The 17,371-nt window shown below is 60.8% G+C and carries 14 protein-coding genes and 3 tRNA genes; 7 read left to right on the forward strand and 10 right to left on the reverse strand.

Annotated elements, in window-relative coordinates; genetic code table 11:
* Positions 1-69: 69 nt before the first annotated feature.
* The gene (gene rimO / locus K3F44_RS01520; protein ID WP_220633219.1) at positions 70-1,407 is read right to left on the reverse strand and encodes a 30S ribosomal protein S12 methylthiotransferase RimO; all 1,338 of its coding nucleotides are present in this window, start codon (positions 1,405-1,407) and stop codon (positions 70-72) included.
* A gap of 234 nt (positions 1,408-1,641) precedes the next feature.
* On the opposite strand from rimO, the gene K3F44_RS01525 reads away from it, so the two are divergent.
* On the forward strand, positions 1,642-3,540 hold the full coding sequence (locus K3F44_RS01525) for a potassium transporter Kup (protein ID WP_181106074.1): 1,899 nt from the start codon (positions 1,642-1,644) through the stop codon (positions 3,538-3,540).
* Positions 3,541-3,575: 35 nt separating this feature from the next.
* On the opposite strand, the gene K3F44_RS01530 is transcribed toward K3F44_RS01525, so the two are convergent.
* From K3F44_RS01530 to K3F44_RS01550, 5 genes are all read right to left on the reverse strand, one after another.
* Positions 3,576-4,868 (reverse strand): virulence factor family protein, encoded by a 1,293-nt coding sequence (locus K3F44_RS01530; protein WP_220633220.1) that lies wholly within the window; start codon positions 4,866-4,868, stop codon positions 3,576-3,578.
* Entirely contained in the window at positions 4,868-7,510 is a 2,643-nt protein-coding gene (gene mprF, locus K3F44_RS01535) for a bifunctional lysylphosphatidylglycerol flippase/synthetase MprF (RefSeq protein WP_101317381.1), read from the reverse strand. Before mprF ends, K3F44_RS01530 begins: the two co-directional genes overlap by 1 nt.
* Before the next feature lie 251 nt (positions 7,511-7,761).
* A tRNA-Met gene (locus tag K3F44_RS01540) sits at positions 7,762-7,838 on the reverse strand.
* A 133-nt stretch (positions 7,839-7,971) separates the two neighbouring features.
* Positions 7,972-8,048 (reverse strand) — tRNA-Met (locus K3F44_RS01545).
* Between the two features lie 133 nt (positions 8,049-8,181).
* A tRNA-Met gene (locus tag K3F44_RS01550) sits at positions 8,182-8,258 on the reverse strand.
* 218 nt (positions 8,259-8,476) lie between these two features.
* On the opposite strand from K3F44_RS01550, the gene dinB reads away from it, so the two are divergent.
* Positions 8,477-9,535 carry a DNA polymerase IV gene (dinB, locus tag K3F44_RS01555; RefSeq protein ID WP_220634127.1) on the forward strand — a complete coding sequence of 353 codons (1,059 nt, stop codon included), beginning with the start codon at positions 8,477-8,479 and terminating at the stop codon, positions 9,533-9,535.
* A 44-nt stretch (positions 9,536-9,579) separates the two neighbouring features.
* On the opposite strand, the gene K3F44_RS01560 is transcribed toward dinB, so the two are convergent.
* From K3F44_RS01560 to K3F44_RS01570, 3 genes are all read right to left on the reverse strand, one after another.
* Positions 9,580-10,533 (reverse strand): hypothetical protein, encoded by a 954-nt coding sequence (locus tag K3F44_RS01560; protein WP_220633221.1) that lies wholly within the window; start codon positions 10,531-10,533, stop codon positions 9,580-9,582.
* 21 nt (positions 10,534-10,554) lie between these two features.
* The gene (locus K3F44_RS01565; RefSeq protein WP_101317387.1) at positions 10,555-12,270 is read right to left on the reverse strand and encodes a proline--tRNA ligase; all 1,716 of its coding nucleotides are present in this window, start codon (positions 12,268-12,270) and stop codon (positions 10,555-10,557) included.
* A gap of 159 nt (positions 12,271-12,429) precedes the next feature.
* Entirely contained in the window at positions 12,430-13,710 is a 1,281-nt protein-coding gene (locus tag K3F44_RS01570) for an OprD family porin (RefSeq protein WP_101317389.1), read from the reverse strand.
* A 732-nt stretch (positions 13,711-14,442) separates the two neighbouring features.
* On the opposite strand from K3F44_RS01570, the gene K3F44_RS01575 reads away from it, so the two are divergent.
* Positions 14,443-14,865: an HIT domain-containing protein gene (locus K3F44_RS01575; protein ID WP_220633222.1), complete on the forward strand. Its 423-nt coding sequence runs from the start codon at positions 14,443-14,445 to the stop codon at positions 14,863-14,865.
* Positions 14,866-14,869: 4 nt separating this feature from the next.
* On the forward strand, positions 14,870-15,076 hold the full coding sequence (locus K3F44_RS01580; protein WP_101317393.1) for a SlyX family protein: 207 nt from the start codon (positions 14,870-14,872) through the stop codon (positions 15,074-15,076).
* A 45-nt stretch (positions 15,077-15,121) separates the two neighbouring features.
* On the opposite strand, the gene K3F44_RS24940 is transcribed toward K3F44_RS01580, so the two are convergent.
* Positions 15,122-15,715: a cold shock domain-containing protein gene (locus K3F44_RS24940; RefSeq protein ID WP_101317395.1), complete on the reverse strand. Its 594-nt coding sequence runs from the start codon at positions 15,713-15,715 to the stop codon at positions 15,122-15,124.
* Between the two features lie 283 nt (positions 15,716-15,998).
* On the opposite strand from K3F44_RS24940, the gene K3F44_RS01590 reads away from it, so the two are divergent.
* The 3 genes from K3F44_RS01590 to K3F44_RS01600 all read left to right on the forward strand — a co-directional run bounded on the left by K3F44_RS01590 (position 15,999) and on the right by K3F44_RS01600 (position 17,290).
* Positions 15,999-16,472: a Dps family protein gene (locus K3F44_RS01590; RefSeq protein WP_101317397.1), complete on the forward strand. Its 474-nt coding sequence runs from the start codon at positions 15,999-16,001 to the stop codon at positions 16,470-16,472.
* A 258-nt stretch (positions 16,473-16,730) separates the two neighbouring features.
* On the forward strand, positions 16,731-16,976 hold the full coding sequence (locus K3F44_RS01595; protein WP_258197118.1) for a ribbon-helix-helix domain-containing protein: 246 nt from the start codon (positions 16,731-16,733) through the stop codon (positions 16,974-16,976).
* A gap of 92 nt (positions 16,977-17,068) precedes the next feature.
* Complete coding sequence (locus tag K3F44_RS01600; protein ID WP_101317401.1) at positions 17,069-17,290, forward strand: FmdB family zinc ribbon protein; 222 nt, start codon at positions 17,069-17,071, stop codon at positions 17,288-17,290.
* Positions 17,291-17,371: the final 81 nt, after the last annotated feature.

Raw genomic sequence — 17,371 nt, forward strand, 5'->3', positions numbered from 1 at the left:
GATTGCAGAACCATAGATGCTTAGTGCAGGCTTTGCTGGTTGGGGCCGCAATACGGCCCCAAGCAATCGTCAGATCGGCTCGGCCCACATGTCGTATTCGTCGGCATCCACGATCCGGCAACGGACCTTGTCGCCCGGCTTGAAGCCATGGTCGCCATCGATGAACACGCTACCGTCGATCTCTGGGGCATCGAAGAAGCTGCGGCCAACCGAGCCTTGTTCTTCGACTTCGTCGATCAGCACTTCGATCTCACGACCGATGCGCAGTTGCAGACGGGCGGCGCTGATGGCTTGCTGATGGGCCATGAAACGGTCCCAGCGGTCCTGTTTGATGTCGTCCGGCACTTCATCCAGGCCCAGATCGTTGGCCGGCGCGCCTTCGACCGGCGAGTACTGGAAGCAGCCGACGCGGTCGAGCTGGGCTTCGGTCAGCCAGTCGAGCAGGTACTGGAAGTCTTCTTCGGTCTCGCCCGGGAAGCCGACAATGAACGTTGAGCGGATCACCAGCTCAGGGCACTGCTCGCGCCAGTTCTTGATCCGCGCCAGGGTGCGGTCTTCGAACGCCGGGCGCTTCATCGACTTGAGCACTTTCGGGCTGGCGTGCTGGAACGGGATGTCCAGGTACGGCAGCAGCTTGCCAGCGGCCATCAGCGGAATCACGTCGTCGACGTTCGGGTATGGATACACGTAGTGCAGACGCACCCAGACGCCCAGGCTGCTCAGCGCTTCGCACAGCTCGAGCATGCGGGTCTTGACCGGGCGGCCGTTCCAGAAATCGGTCTTGTACTTGACGTCGACGCCGTAGGCGCTGGTGTCCTGGGAGATCACCAGCAGCTCCTTGACCCCGGCCTTGACCAGGCGCTCGGCCTCGCTCAGCACGTCACCTACCGGGCGGCTGACCAGCTTGCCGCGCATCGACGGGATGATGCAGAAGCTGCAGCTGTGGTTACAGCCTTCGGAGATCTTCAGGTAAGCGTAATGACGCGGGGTCAGCTTGACGCCTTGCGGTGGCACCAGGTCGATCAGCGGATTGTGGTCCTGGCGCGGCGGCACCACTTCGTGCACGGCGTTGACCACCTGCTCGTACTGCTGCGGACCGGTAACCGACAGCACGCTTGGGTGCACGTCACGAATGTTGCCCTCGGCGACGCCCATGCAGCCGGTGACGATGACCTTGCCATTGGCTTTGATCGCTTCGCCGATCACTTCCAGCGACTCGGCCTTGGCGCTGTCGATGAAGCCGCAGGTGTTGACCACCACGACGTCGGCGTCCTCGTAGGTCGGCACGACTTCATAGCCTTCCATGCGCAGCTGGGTGAGGATGCGTTCAGAGTCGACCAGAGCCTTGGGGCAGCCGAGCGAAACGAATCCTACCTTGGGCACGGTAGAAGCAGGGGTGGTGGACATAGCTAACCTCGGTATTGAATGCGGCTGCAGCGCCGGTGGCGCCGCAATCGTGACGGGCGCTAGCGGCGCCTCTGATCAAAAAGTGCGCAATTCTAGCGAGCACAAGGTCGCTTGACCAGCAGAAATACGACGAACGCTGCGCTATGCTTCGCGCCATAGCAGCGAGGTCCATGTTGGACCTGGCTGCGGGTTCGAATTCTATTGGTCCGATGTGGCCGTCTGCGGGAGTGGTCGATGGTTCAGGCAAGCAGTCACGCCCAAGCGGGGCAAGGGGCGGCACGCCCGATTGGCCTGCTGGTGGCAGCTGTTGGGGTGGTCTATGGCGATATCGGCACCAGCCCGTTGTATACGCTCAAGGAAGTGTTTTCCGGCGGCTACGGGGTGCCGGTCAACCATGATGGGGTGCTCGGCATTCTGTCGTTGATCTTCTGGTCGCTGATCTGGGTGGTGTCATTCAAGTATGTGACGTTCATTCTGCGTGCCGACAACCAGGGCGAGGGCGGCATCATGGCCCTCACCGCGTTGGCCACGCGGGCTTCAGCGCCTTATCCGAAACTGCGCATCGTCATGATCGGCTGCGGCCTGGTCGGTGCCTCATTGTTCTATGGCGACAGCCTGATTACCCCGGCGGTATCGGTGTTGTCGGCGGTCGAGGGCATGGGGCTGGCGTTCGACGGCATTGACCACTGGGTGGTACCGATTGCCGTGGTGGTGCTGGTGGCGCTGTTTCTGGTGCAAAAGCACGGTACGGCCAAGATCGGCATCCTGTTCGGGCCGGTGATGGTGCTCTGGTTCGCGGTGCTGGCGCTGCTCGGTCTGCATGGCATCGTGCAGAGCCCGGAGGTGATCAAGGCGCTGAACCCGGCCTGGGCGGTCAACTTCTTCGTGGTGCATCCGGGCATGGGTGTGGCCATTCTCGGCGCGGTGGTGCTGGCGTTGACTGGCGCCGAGGCGCTGTATGCCGACATGGGCCACTTTGGCCGCAAACCGATTGCCCGCGCTTGGTTCATCCTAGTGCTGCCAGCCCTGGTGCTGAACTACTTCGGGCAGGGCGCATTGCTGCTGCAGGACCCGGAAGCGGCGCGCAATCCGTTCTACCTGCTGGCTCCGAGCTGGGCGCTGTTGCCGTTGGTCGGCTTGTCCACCCTGGCCACGGTGATCGCTTCCCAAGCCGTGATTTCTGGAGCCTTCTCGTTGACGCGCCAGGCGATTCAGCTCGGTTACATCCCGCGCATGCAGATCCAGCACACCTCCAGCGACGAGCAGGGCCAGATCTACATTGGTGCGGTGAACTGGGCGCTGATGATCGGCGTTGTGCTGCTGGTGATCGGCTTTGAATCATCCGGCGCGTTGGCTGCGGCCTACGGCGTAGCGGTGACCGGTACCATGCTGATGACCACACTGCTGGTGGCGACGGTGATGCTGCTGTTGTGGAAATGGCCGCCACTGCTGGCAGTGCCGATCCTGATCGGCTTCCTGTTGGTCGATGGGCTGTTCTTTGCCGCCAACCTTCCCAAGGTAGTGCAGGGCGGCGCCTTCCCGGTATTGGCAGCGATTGCCTTGCTGTTGTTGATGACGACCTGGAAGCGCGGCAAGCAGATCCTCGTGGAGCGCATTGACGAAGCCGCGCTGCCGCTGCCGATCTTCATCAGCAGCATCCGCGTGCAGCCGCCGCATCGGGTCGAGGGCACTGCGGTGTTTTTGACCGCGCGGCCAGACGCCGTGCCTCATGCGCTGTTGCACAACATGCTGCATAACCAGGTTCTGCATCGTCAGGTGGTGTTGTTGACGGTAGTCAGCGAAGACCGGCCGCGGGTGCCGGAGCAAGAGCGCTTCGAGGTAGAAGCCTATGGCGATGGGTTCTTCCGGGTGCTCCTGCACTTTGGCTTCATGGACGAGCCGGACGTGCCGCAGGCACTACGCTTGTGCCATCTGGACGAGCTCGACTTTAGCCCGATGCGCACGACTTACTTCCTGAGTCGCGAGACGGTTATCGCCTCACGTCTAGAAGGCATGGCGCGCTGGCGCGGGGCGTTGTTCGCATTCTTGCTGAAGAACGCCAACGGCAACCTGCGCTTCTTCAACCTGCCGTTGAACCGGGTGATCGAACTGGGCACTCAGGTCGAGATTTGAAGTAACCGGGGCCGCAATGCGGCCCCGATTACTACTCAGTTCTGTTCAGCTACGTTGGTTTTGCCCTGGCGCGTCTCGATCTCGCCGATCAGGCGCTTGGCCAGTGCCGGGTAGTTCTCATCGAAGTGGTGGCCACCCGGCAGTTTCAGGCGCTCGCCAACTGCAGTGTGCTCGGTGCAGCCGCTCTCGTCGGCCTCTTCGACACCATAGATGCATACAACCTTGGCCGCAGGCATACGGGCCATTTCCGGGCCGGTCGGTGCTTCCTGGCCTTCCTTGCCAAGCCAGCCTTCGACTTCGATCTCGAAACTGCCGCTGCGCGCAAACGCCAGCAGGATCACCGCATCCACGCGCTGCTGATCCTCTGCTGGCAGGCGGTTGTAGATCGCCGGCAGTACGTCGGCGCCGAACGAATAGCCGGTCAGGACAAAGCGCTTGGTGCCCCACTTTTGCCGGTAGTGCTGCATCAATTCGGACAAGTCGATGGCGCTCTGTTCCGGGGTCTTGTGCTGCCAGTAATAGCGCAGCGTGTCGATGCCGACCACCGGATAGCCGAGTTTGGCCATTTCGCCTGCTACATCGCGGTCAAGGTCGCGCCAGCCACCATCTCCGGAAAGGAACAGGGTCACGGTATCAGTGGTTTGCCCGGCAGGCACTTCCACCACCGGGATGCTCAGCGCGTTGCCGTCGTGGCCGACCAGAACCTGGGTCAGCTGACCCTTGAGCACCTGCGGCAGATGGATGTCGTAGTCGCTGATGCTGGTTTCGGCGTTGTTTTGATCACGGACGAAGGCGGCGCTGGCGTCATCCGGGTTGTCGTTCCAGGCGACATTCCAGTGGCCATGGGCAGCGCTTTTCGGTAGTGCCGGGCAGCCGGGTTGCTCAAGCTTGAAGTCGACCGAGATGGCGCGGGCCTTGTCATCGGTCTGGCTGGACAGCCAGCGCCAGGCTTGCGCTGCGCCAGGGCCGATGCCGGCAACCACGGTCGGTGCGCCGCCCAGATGGCTGATGGCCTGATCCAGCGCCTGTTGCTGCTTGGCGCAATCGACAGGTGGCAGGGTCACCTGCACCAGCTGCGCTTCGCCGGCCTGGCTCAGGTCGAGCAGTTGCTTGTCGCTGAGCGCCTGATCTTCAGGCACGCCAATCGCCACGCGGGTTTTGGCGGTGACTGCAGGTGTGGCTAGAACCAGGCTGCTGCCATCGGTCAGGGTCAGGTGCTCGACCTGAGCCTCCGGCGCCGGCCGGGTCCACAACCAGAACCACACGGCGGCACCCGCCAGGGCAAGCAACAAAGCGATCAATAGGTAGTGCCAATAGCGTCGAATCATCAGCGTTTCACCAATCCAGTCAGGCCGCCAGCGATCAGGGCGGCAGTGTCAGCCAATGCCACCAGCGGGTCCAGCCCGGCTGGCACGGCCATGTAACGAGGTTCCCAGTCTGGCTGGAACTTGTCCTTGAAGCGGCGCAGACCCTGGAAGTTGTACAGCTGCTCGCCGCGCTGGAACACCAGCGAACCCAGGCGCTGGGTCAGCGGTGCGCCACGTCGCGGCTGCAGGCCGGAGAGCGGGACCATGCCCAGGCTGAAGCGCCCGTAGCCATGGTTTTTGTAGTGCAGGATCAAGCCGATCATCATGAACTCCATGGTCAGCTTCGGCGCTTCAGGGTGCGCGCGCATCAAGTCGAGGCTGGCCAGCTCCAGGCTGTGTGTCTCGAGCAGGTTGGCGAACGCCACCGGGTGACCTTGGAAGCGGATCAGGGCGATGCGGAAGTGCTGTAGGTATTCCGGGCTGAAACGGCCCAGCGAAAAGCCTTTCTCGCGCACGTTCTTGCCGCTGAGCCAGGCGTCCGAGATTTCCTTGAGCTCGTCCAGGGGTGCTTGGCCAGGTTCGTGTACTTCCAGGCTCAGGCCGTCGCGGCCACCGCGGTTCCAGGTGTAGCGCAGGTCTTTCATCTCCTTGCCTTTGGCTTCCAGATCGAAGCGGCGCAGATCAACCCGCGCTTCTTCGCCAAGCTTGAGCGCGGTCAGGCCGATGTCCATGTAGAAAGGCAGGTTCTCGGCGCGTACCTGGTAGAACACCGGGCGGGCATGGTGCACGTCGCACAGGTCACGGAACTGCCAGATCATCTCGGCGCGCTCCTGAGCAGGGCCAATCGGGTCGTACAGTGCGACCAGGCTACGGCCACGGCGGGCATACATGATGAAGGCGTTGTCGTTGGGGTGGAACAGCAGCGCCTTGTCGCCGGTCAGGGCCAGGCCGCCGTCTGGTTGATCGGACGCCAGCAGGATCTGCCGGGCCCGTTCCAGCTCATCGGCGGTCGGCAGATGGATCACCGGCCGCGCCGTGCGCAACAACCAGGTCAGGGCGACGAACACCAGCAGCACCGCGCTGCCCATGGCTGCGCGCAGGCCGCGTGGGGCGTCGGCATCGAGGGTGAACTGCCACCACAGCTGATGGCTATAGGGCACGTCCTGATAGGCGAACAGCAACAGCCAGACCGATGCGCCGATAACGCAAGCACTGGCGACCAGATACACCGGCGAAAACGGCAGCTCGAGCAGGCGGCTCGGCCGGTAGAACGAGCGTCGGAACACCGCCAGCAGGACTGCGGTGAACGTCAGCACGCAGGCTTCTTCCCAGTCAAAGCCTTTCAGCAGCGACAGCAGCGCGCCCACCAACAGCAACACCGTGGTCAGCAACCAGGCAGCGGACAGACGTCGGCGCAGGCCCTGGGCCAGCAGCAGGCAAAGCACGCCGATCAGGCTGGCGCCGAAGTGCGAGGCGTCGATCAGCCGGTGCGGTACCAGAAAGCCCATGTGTTCGAGGCGCGTGTCGATCTCCGGTGTGGCGCCGGAAAACAGCAGCACCACGCCGGACAGAAACACCAGAATCGCCAGCACTGGTGCAGCCAGCCCGGAAGCGGCCTTCAGTGCCTGCTGGGCGAACAGCAAGCGGCGGGCTTCGTTGGCCAGCAGCAGAACGCAGGCCAGCAGCAGCGGCAACACCACGTAGATCAAACGGTACAGCAACAACGCTGCTGCCAGTGGCGCCGCGCCAAGCTGATCGGCAAAAGCGGCCAGCAGGATCGCTTCAAACACACCAACGCCACCCGGCACATGGCTGAGCACGCCCGCTGCCAGTGCCAGCAGGTACACCAGCACAAACGCGCCAAACGGCGGCGCCTCAGGCAGCAGCAGATACAAAACTGTGGCGGCAGCCGCAACATCAAGTGCGGTGATCAGCAGTTGCAGGCCGGTCAGGCGCGCGCCGGGCAGGCGCAGCGTGCGCCGACCGAGCTTGACCAGCAGGCTGTCAGCCAGCGGCTGCTCGGCCAACCGGCGCCGATAGAGGCCGGCGACCAGCAGTGCACTCAGCATCAGTACCGCAATGGCGATGGCCGCCAATACACCGGCCGGCATGCGTAAGGCGATTGCTGCCGCAGGCAAGTTGCTCAGCGTTGCCAGTGCTGCCAAAGGGGGCAGGGCGCAGCCCAGCGACAGGCTGGCGAATACCGTCATCCGCGCCACTTCACCGGCACCCAGACCATGGCGGGCATACAGCCGATAACGCACCGAGCCACCCGACAGTATCGACAGGCCAATTGCATTGCCAATGGCGAACGCACTGAAACCGCCCAGCACCAGGGTCGCGGCTGGCAGCTTAACGGCGGCGTAGCGGCTGGCAGACCATTCATAACCAAGCAGGATCACGAAGCCGACCACGGTCGCTAGCAGTGCACCGAGCATGGCCTGCTTCGGCACGCTGAGAATGGCGTCGTGCAGCGCATAGATATCCAGCTCACTGAGCAGGTGACGGCAGGCAATCAAGGCCATGCCGAACAACAGCAGGGTCAGTACCAGAACGATCGGTTGCCGATACCGGCTCAGTCGCTCGAGCCAGGGCAGGCGTTGGGCAGCCACCGGCAGCGCCGCGGTGAGTGGCGTCTGGGGATCAGGGGTATGGGCGGTCATGAGTTACCTCGGGCCGACAGCGCGAGGTGAGAGAAAGGTGCGGCCAAGTGGAAGTCCCTTAGGAAAACGTATCCAGATATTACTCCTGCCGGAGGCGCTTGCAGCGGTCCGACGGGGTTAAAGATAGTTCATCCATTAGGGCTGGCCAGGGTGTGGCAAAAGGCGAGGGCAGGCTGATCGGGGATTTTCAGAACCCCGGAAACAACAAACCCCGCGCTGTTTAAAACAGTGCAGGGTTTGTTCTGACGATTTGGTTGCGGGAGCCGGATTTGAACCGACGACCTTCGGGTTATGAGCCCGACGAGCTACCAGACTGCTCCATCCCGCGTCAGTGGGGCGCATTCTACGCATTACTGGCACTAGGTCAAGCCTTCCACGCTGATGCAGCGTAAATAACTTCAAAGCACAACGTGCAGACGAAAAAAATGGCCGCTGTTTTCACAGTGGCCATTTTCTCTGTTTGGTTGCGGGAGCCGGATTTGAACCGACGACCTTCGGGTTATGAGCCCGACGAGCTACCAGACTGCTCCATCCCGCGTCTGTGGGGTGGACTATACCCTGATTCGCGCTGATGTCAAGCTTACCCTTTGATTTAGAACAAATTATTCTAGGACAGCTTTATTTGAAGCAAAGAAAAAGGCCACTGTTTGCACAGTGGCCTCTTCTATATTTGGTTGCGGGAGCCGGATTTGAACCGACGACCTTCGGGTTATGAGCCCGACGAGCTACCAGACTGCTCCATCCCGCGTCTGTGGAGTGGATTCTACGCCCTGGCGCTGCGCAGTCAAGCTATTTCTCAGGGAAATCCTTTTCTGTTCAATCTGTTAGCGTGTCAATTAAGCGCCGGGCTCAGCAACGGCGGGCATTCCAGGCCAATTGTCGAATAGCAGAGTGCGCACGGTGCCAGCGCGAGGCGGTTACGGTAGTATCTGTATGAATTTACAGTACTGACGGTCATCCATGTCTTTGCGCAAGATCATCCATGTCGACTGCGACTGCTTCTACGCTGCGATCGAAATGCGTGACGACCCGAGCCTGGCTGGCCGGCCGATGGCGGTGGGTGGCTCGGCGGAGGGGCGCGGGGTGATTGCCACCTGCAACTATGAAGCGCGCGCCTATGGGGTACGCTCGGCAATGTCCTCGCGCCACGCGCTTAAACTCTGCCCTGACCTGTTGATCGTCAAGCCGCGTTTTGAGGCCTACCGCGAAGCCTCACGCGAGATCCAGGCGATCTTTCGTGACTACACCGAGCTGATCGAGCCGCTGTCGCTGGATGAAGCCTATCTGGATGTCAGCGACAGCTCCTGGTACGGCGGCAGCGCCACGCGGATTGCTGAGGATATCCGCCAGCGCGTCGCCAAGTCCTTGCACATCACGGTTTCAGCAGGGGTTGCGCCAAACAAGTTCCTGGCCAAGATTGCCAGCGACTGGCGCAAGCCCAACGGACTGTTCGTGATTACCCCCGGCCAGGTGGAGGCGTTTGTTGCCGCGCTGCCGGTGGCTCGCCTGCATGGTGTGGGCAAGGTCACTGCCGACAAACTGACCCGGCTGGGTATCGAGACCTGCATGGACATGCGCGAATGGTCAAAGCTGGCGCTAGTGCGCGAGTTCGGCAGTTTTGGTGAGCGTTTGTGGGGGTTGGCCCGTGGTGTGGATGAGCGCGCTGTGCAGAATGACAGCCGGCGTCAGTCGGTCAGTGTCGAAAACACCTACGATACCGATCTGCCTGATCTGAACAGCTGCCTGGCCAAATTGCCTGAGTTGCTCGATAGCCTTAATGAGCGGGTCGCGCGGATGGACAGCAGCTATAAAGCCGACAAGCCATTCGTCAAGGTCAAGTTCCATGACTTCACGCAGACGACCATCGAGCAGGCGGGTGCCGGGCGCGATCTGGAGAGTTACCGACAGTTGCTGAGCCAGGCGTTTGCCCGAGGTGGCAAGCCGGTGCGGTTGCTTGGAGTTGGGGTGCGCTTGCGCGATCTGCGCGGGGCGCATGAGCAGCTGGAGTTGTTTGCGCAATCTTGAGGATGCGTCAGCAAGGCCGCCAGGCGGCCCTGTGACGAAGGCGATTATTGTCCGCCTGGATCTGCTACCAGTCGCCCGGTCTGTTTGGTCAGTGCCTGCAAGAATTCCTGCTGCAATTCTGGATCATTGCGGGTCAGTTCAATCAGGCTCTGCTCAAGCTCACTGGCTTCTTCTTCCAGGCCAAGCTCGGACAGCCGCTTGACCCGGTGAACCCACTGGCTGACATCGTCGTCTTCAAGGTCATCGAAGATCAGGTGCCGTGCTTCGACCAGTTTGTTGCGCAGCGTGCCGCTGACCAGCAGGCTGGAGTCGCCGCGAATGCCGTTGTCCTCGTCGACCACCTGCAGGTGCAGGGTGCCTACGCGGCCGAGATTCTGCTCGGAAAACGGCGCATCCAGCAGGTTCAGCCGCAGCACACCGTTACGGTCGGTGGTCAGCTCATGGTTGAGCTTGCCAGCCTTGACCTCGACCAGGCGCTCGCTCCAGGGCAGGTTGGTGGATTCTTCGCGCTTGGCTTTCTCCACCTCGCTGATGCCCGCCAGGTTCTGCTGGGCACGGCCGTTGGATTGCACGTTCATGAATGGATTGAGCCCGGCAACGCCATAGCTCAGCCAGTCATGAGTGACGCTCTGCGGCAGGTTGCCCAAGGCGAACACATTGACCACATTGGCACCGACTCCGGCCACCACCGCGACTGCGCCCAGCGGGATCTCGTAGATCTCCCGCCAGGGCTGGTAAGGGGTGTAGCGGTCGTAGCGGCGGGTCACTTCGAACTCGGTGACTTCGAAGCGCTGCTGCTCGTGAACGCGCACGCGCCGTTGCGGAAGCTCCATTACCTTGGGCTCGCCAACGTCGATCTGCAGACTGTGCTCGAGCAACTTGCGCTCGACGCGTTCTTCATGCTCGCTGCGCTGGGACATCTGATTGGCGCAGCCGCTGACGAACAGGGCGCCGCAGAGTGCGGCGCCCCCCAGGGTAAAGGTACTTCGCTTGTACATGTTCACTCGCGCATTGGGCTATCAGCGACGGATGCGGGCTTGCAGGAAGGTCAGCACTTCGTTGACCGGCAGCGCCTGGGCGTCCTGCTCGGTGCGGTGCTTGTATTCCAGATTGCCATCGGCCAGACCGCGGTCACTGACCACGATCCGGTGCGGGATGCCGATCAGTTCCATATCGGCAAACTTGTTGCCTGGGCTGGTCTTCTTGTCACGGTCATCGAGCAGCACTTCGAAGCCTGCAGCGGTCAGTTCGGCGTACAGCTTGTCGGTCGCCTCACGCACCACCTCGGTTTCGTAGCGCAGCGGTACCAGAGCGATCTGGAACGGCGCCAGGGCATCGTTCCAGATGATCCCTTTGTCGTCGTAGCTCTGCTCGATGGCAGCAGCAACCACGCGCGAAACGCCGATGCCGTAGCAACCCATCGACAGTACTACTGGCTTGCCGTTCTCGCCGAGTACTTGGCACTTGAGCGCCTCGCTGTACTTGGTGCCGAGCTGGAAGATATGCCCGACTTCGATGCCGCGCTTGATCACCAGGGTGCCCTGGCCATCTGGGCTTGGGTCACCGGCAACCACGTTGCGCAGGTCGGCTACTTCAGGCACTGGCAGGTCACGCTCCCAGTTGACGCCGAAGTAGTGCTTGTCGTCGATGTTGGCGCCGATGCCGAAGTCGCTCATCAGGGCCACCGAGCGGTCGATGATGATTTCCAGCGGCAGGTTCAGCGGGCCCAGCGAGCCTGCACCGGCGCCAATGGCGTCACGCAGCTCGGCGTCGCTGGCCATGACCAGCGGTTCGGCAACCTGCGGGAGCTTGGCGGCCTTGATTTCGTTGAGTTCGTGATCGCCGCGCACGATCAGGGCAATCAGCTTGCCTTCTTCAGCGCCGCGCACGATCAGGGTCTTGACCGTCTTCTCGATTGGCAGGCCATGGTTTTCGACCAGTTGGGCGATGGTCTTGGCGTGCGGAGTATCGACCAGGCGCAGCTCTTCGGTTGGCGCCGGGCGCACGCTTTCGCGTGGGATGGCTTCGGCTTTTTCGATGTTGGCGGCGTAGTCGGAGCTGTCGCTGAAGATCACGTCGTCTTCACCGGTAGCGGCCAGGACGTGGAATTCGTGCGAGTAGTTGCCACCGATCGAGCCGGTATCAGCCTGCACTGGGCGGAAGTTCAAGCCCAGGCGGGTAAAGATGTTGCTGTACGCCTGATGCATGCGGTCGTAGGTTTCCTGCAGGGAAGCCTGGTCGGCATGGAACGAGTAGGCGTCCTTCATGATGAACTCGCGGCCGCGCATCAAACCGAAGCGTGGGCGGATCTCATCGCGGAATTTGGTCTGGATCTGGTACAGGTTGAGCGGCAGCTGTTTATAGCTGGACAGCTCGTTGCGGACCATGTCGGTGATCACTTCTTCGTGAGTCGGGCCAACACAGAAGTCGCGGTTGTGCCGGTCTTTCAGGCGCAGCAGCTCTGGGCCGTACTGTTCCCAGCGGCCAGATTCCTGCCACAGCTCGGCTGGCTGGATGCTCGGCATCAGCACTTCAAGCGCGCCGGCGGCGTTCATTTCTTCGCGGACCACGGCTTCGACCTTGCGCATTACCCGCAGGCCCATCGGCAGCCAGGTGTACAGGCCGGAGGCCAGCTTGCGGATCATGCCGGCGCGCAGCATGAGCTGATGGCTGATGACCACTGCATCGGCAGGGGTTTCTTTTTGGGTGGCGAGCAAATATTGACTGGTGCGCATGGGGGGCCGTGTCGATTGCCTAAGACGTTGAAATGACCCCGCATTCTACGGGGGCGAAACGAAAGCGTACAGGATGCCGCAGCGCAGGCCAGTTGTCAGCCAAGAAAAAGCCCGGCGTGGTAGCCGGGCTTTTCAAGTGCGGGGCACTGCAAGCCAGGCTTACAGGATGCTCAGCGGGTACTCGACGATCAGACGCAGTTCGTCCAGAGAGTTGGAGTAAACGGCGTCGGACGAGCGATAAGTTGCCTGACGAACACGGAAGCTCAGGTCCTTGGCGGGGCCCTCCTGCAGCACGTATTTGACGTCGATGTCACGTTCCCACTCGGTTCCGTTGTTGGTGCCTTCCACTTTCGCATCCGTACCGCGTACGTAGCGAGTCATGAAGGTCAGGCCAGGAATACCGAACTCGGCAAAGTTCAGGTCATAACGTGCTTGCCAAGACTTCTCGCCTTCAGCATTGAAGTCGGAGCGGGCAATGGAGTTTGCCAGGAAAATGGTGCCATTACCGTCGACGCCATACTGATAGCCGCCGTCGCCGGTCATCTTCTGATACGCGACGGTGAAAGTGTGCGCGCCAATGCTATAGGCGCCGGACAAGCTGAATGCGCGGCTGTCGATCTTGTCGCCATCATAGGCTCGAGCTTCGCCGCTGCCACTGCTCTTGGTGTCATACACGTTAAAGTCGAACACCAGGCCTTGAGTGTCAGAGATCGGCAGAGCCCAGTTGACGTTGGCGTAGTATTTGCGCCAGTAGTCTTCAACCTTGGAGTAGTAAAGGCTGGTGCTGAGGCTGTCGGTGAAGGCATACGTGCCGCCGGCAACGTCGGCTTTTTTCAGGCGGAAGTTGTCACGGTTGGTCTGTTCCTGACCGGTCAGGCTGGTGAAGCGACCCGCATTCAGGGTGAGGCCTTTGATTTCGCTACTGGTGATCAATGTGCCTTGGGCCATCTCAGGCAGCAAGCGGCTGTCGTCGGTGGCGAATACAGGCAGCGATACGAATTGGTCGCCAGCCTTGAGTACGGTGTCGGAAATGCGGAACTTGACCGCCGCGCCACCCTTGGAGTAGTCGTCCTGGGAACGGCCATCTGAACCGGTAGGGAACAGGCCCGTGCCGGAGAAGCCACGACCGCTGTCCAGCTTGAGGCCGAGCATGCCGATGGCGTCGACACCTACACCGACGGTGCCTTGGGTGAAGCCCGATTCAAAGGTACCGATGAAGCCTTGGCCCCATTCACGCTGATCATGACGCAGGCCGGCTGCGCGGTTAGCGGCCGACTCCTGGTTACGATAGTCACGGCTGAAGTACAGGTTGCGCAACTTGACTGACAGCTGGCTGTCTTCAATAAAGCCTTTGGAATCATCCTGCGAAGAGGCGATGGCCATTTGCGAGGTGCCTGCCGCAACGGCCAGGGCGATCATGCTCCACTTCATCACGCGCATCGTGATTTGCTCCTTTGGTTTTTAGGAAGAGTACCGCTGCGCCCGGGGTTTTAATTATATGGGGCAGCTCTTTCTTGTTGTGTCGGCGCGAAGGTATATCACGCTGACTCTTTATTTGGCGATATGCATAAAGCAACTTTTCACAAACTTTATGGCGTGTCGCTTATAACTAATTCAATGTCGCAAATTACGCGCCGAACAGCGGACATATATCCCAGCGTTCTGCTCCCTCATCCGTTAACACAGGACGGTACCCCTTGATAGTGCTTCGGCGCCGTGGTCTGTCGGCAGCTCCTGCTCACTGCAGGTGTCGTGCCGACTTGGCGTTGAGGGAATGCAACAAGCGTGCTCATTTTCACATTGAGTTGATGAATTTTTCACATCTGCCTGATCGCTTGGTGGCAAACCTCCGAAAATAAAGGGTTCGGTCTGTCTGATGGTGTGCCAATATTCAACGGTCGATGCAACTGTAAGGTTGCTAACTAAACCAATGTGTTACCGCCGATTGTTCATCTTGAGTAGTTTTACTGGGAACCGCCGTCAGCACCGCGACGGACGGCTCTATTTTGGTGCGAAAAGTAGCGCTCTGTTACCGCGGCGGTGCAGGGCAGCTGTGCAAGCCAGCTAAAGTGTAGCTGGAGCGCCCGATTTCATGCCTGTTGCGGCTAGGCAGGGTATCCTCCGCGCACCATGCCTGCGTTGCGTAGGCGATCTGATTGAAGGAGATTTGCCGTGTTCGTCCTGGATCCGCGTTTGCAGCAGGATTGCCTGGTGCTGGGAGATTTCCCGCTGTGTCGGCTGCTGTTGAGCAAAGACGCCAATTATCCGTGGTTCATTCTGGTGCCGCGGCAAGCCGACGTCAGTGAGCTGTTTGACCTCGCGGCAGCCGACCAGCAGCAGCTGTGGCAAGAAACCACCTGCCTGGCAAATTCGCTCAAACAGGAATTTGCTGCCGACAAGATGAACGTGGCGACCTTGGGCAACGTGGTCAGCCAACTGCACATGCACGTGATCGTGCGCCACCGCAACGATGCTGCCTGGCCTGCGCCAGTGTGGGGCAAGGTGGCGGCTGCCGAGTACAGCGAGGAGCAACTCGCACAGCTTCGCCAGCGCCTGCGCTCGGCGTTGAACAACAATGACTTCAAGGAGGCGTGAGCTGATGTCTCTGGAATCGCAAATCATCGACCTGGAAACCCGTCAGGCGTTTCAGGATGACGCGCTGCAGGAGCTCAATGATGTGGTGGTCGAGCAGGGGCGGGTGATCAATCGTCTGCAACTGCAGATGGCCGAGCTGATCAAGCGTTACGAGGAGATGGTCGGGCAGTACGGCAGCGAAGGTGAAGAAGCGCCGCCGCCTCATTACTGAGGATGGGTACCTTGCGGGTGCATAGCGCCCGCAAGGCCTTTGCTGTCAGCGGCGCGAGACCGCGATCACGTCTTCGGCCTGCAGGCCCTTGTCGCGGTGCATGACCGAGAACTCCACGCGTTGGCCTTCGACCAGTACGCGGTGGCCGTCGCCACGGATGGCGCGAAAGTGCACGAAGATATCGTCGCCGGAGTCGCGCGAGATAAAGCCGAAGCCTTTCGAGGTGTTGAACCACTTGACGGTGCCGGTATCGCGCTTGCTGCCTTCCTGGGCAGCGCCGCCAGCATTGCGCGAGCGGCCGCTGCTGCGGCTGAAGCCGGCAACCAGGTGTGCCAGAACTGCCAGAGCAGCGCACAGCAGTGCAGGCAGGTTGCCCAGCTCCGGCCGGACCAGCACGGTTACTGTTTGCAGGACAACCGCCAGCACCAGCAAAGCGCTGGCCAGGTATTGCAGTTGCAGGCGCGCGCCGCGGTAATAAAGCGGCACGACCGGCGCCAGCAGTAGGTTGAGCAGGCCGAGCAAGGCCAGGTACACGGCCTCCGGTTGCTGCAGGAAGGGAATTGCCTCGGTGCGAAGGCTTGGTATGAGCGACAGCAGCAAGGCTGCTACGCCCGTCACCAGATGGACGATCTTGAACATTTGGGTTGGCTCACGTTTATAAGGTCAATCACAGGAAGAGCGGGCAGCGCGGTGCGCATGAGAGAGAAAGCGCGGTCACGCAGCTGGCCTGCCTATGCATCCGGCATTAACAATCCGCACGAATGGCACCCTGCCTATTTAACAGCAAAGGCCCGGTGAGCTCAAACCGGGCGGATGATGGGAGTGATCGATTGCCCTGCGTCACATGCAGGCGCAGGCAAGTCTTGTTACAGTGCCCCTTCATCCGCTTGACTACCCAAGCCATATGAAAAAGGGGAGCTTCATGGCAATCGATATCGGTATCAGTGAAGAAGATCGCAAGTCCATCGTCGATGGGCTGTCCCGTTTGTTGTCGGATACCTATGTGTTGTATCTGAAAACCCATAACTTTCATTGGAACGTTACCGGTCCGGCGTTCCGTACCCTGCACCTGATGTTCGAAGAGCAGTACAACGAGCTGGCCCTGGCGGTTGACTCGATCGCCGAACGGATCCGCGCGCTGGGCTTCCCGGCGCCTGGTTCCTACGCGTTCTATGCCCGCCACTCATCGATCCAGGAAGAGGAGGGTGTGCCGCCTGCTGATGAGATGATCCGCCAGTTGGTCGATGGGCAGGAGGCGGTCACGCGTACCGCACGCAGTATTTTCCCGGTGGTCGACAAGGTCAGTGACGAGCCAACGGCGGATCTGCTGACCCAGCGTATGCAGGTGCACGAGAAGACCGCGTGGATGCTGCGCTCGTTGCTCGAAGGTAAATAAACTGTTCAAGCCGCCCTGCGCCGTGAAGCGCAGGGCGGTGATGAACTGCACGCGCAGGCGGAAAATTTTGCCGCTGCTCATGCCCCGCCTCGCGGCGCTTCATTACACGCCATGATTCATGTCTCCAGCACATGAATGGATCCCCTTGGCAATGGAGTGGCAGCAGTGGACATCAGGGTGCGGCGCAGCAAACGCAATGTGTGTCAGGGACATTGGCCAGGCAAGGCCTGTGTCGATCCCTTCGCAGCGGACTTCGACATGCTGCAGGTGCAGCCAGTGTCGCGGTCGGTCAGGCTTAATGGCTTTGCCACCTGCCTGCGCCTGGAGGATGTGTATTGGCAGATATTGCAGCGTATTGCCGAGGTCAATCAGTGCTCGGTCAGTGCGGTGTTGTCCTACATTGACCGCGAAGTTCACCTGCGCCACGGCGGGGTGCGCAACTTCAGCGGCCTGGTCCGGGTGATCTGCGTTGCCTGGCTACGCGATCCGCCAAGCGCGCGTTGAGTGCCGGGCGGGCTGCACTGACCTCTCTAACCATATATAATGCCGGTTTTTGCTGCCCCGGCAGCCAGCGTTATGGTTTGCGAGAGATCCCCGTGCCCCTTTACGACTATCAATGTGCAGCCTGCAACCATCAGCTTGAGGCGTTGCAGAAGATCAGCGCCGCGCCGTTGACTGATTGTCCGGCCTGCCAGGCGCCGGAATTGAAGAAGCAATTGTCCGTTCCAGGTTTTCGCCTCAGTGGCACTGGCTGGTACGAAACCGACTTCAAGACCGGGGCAAAAAAGAATCTGGCAGGCGGCGACAAGGCCGACTGAGTTGAATTGCAATGTCCGGGTCTTGCAGTATTAGCCCTCTGGGCGGCCAAGGCCTCCATCGAATACACGAATCACGAGAAG

The sequence above is a fragment of the Pseudomonas sp. S07E 245 genome, from assembly GCF_019599025.1.
Taxonomy (GTDB): Bacteria; Pseudomonadota; Gammaproteobacteria; order Pseudomonadales; family Pseudomonadaceae; genus Aquipseudomonas; species Aquipseudomonas shirazensis.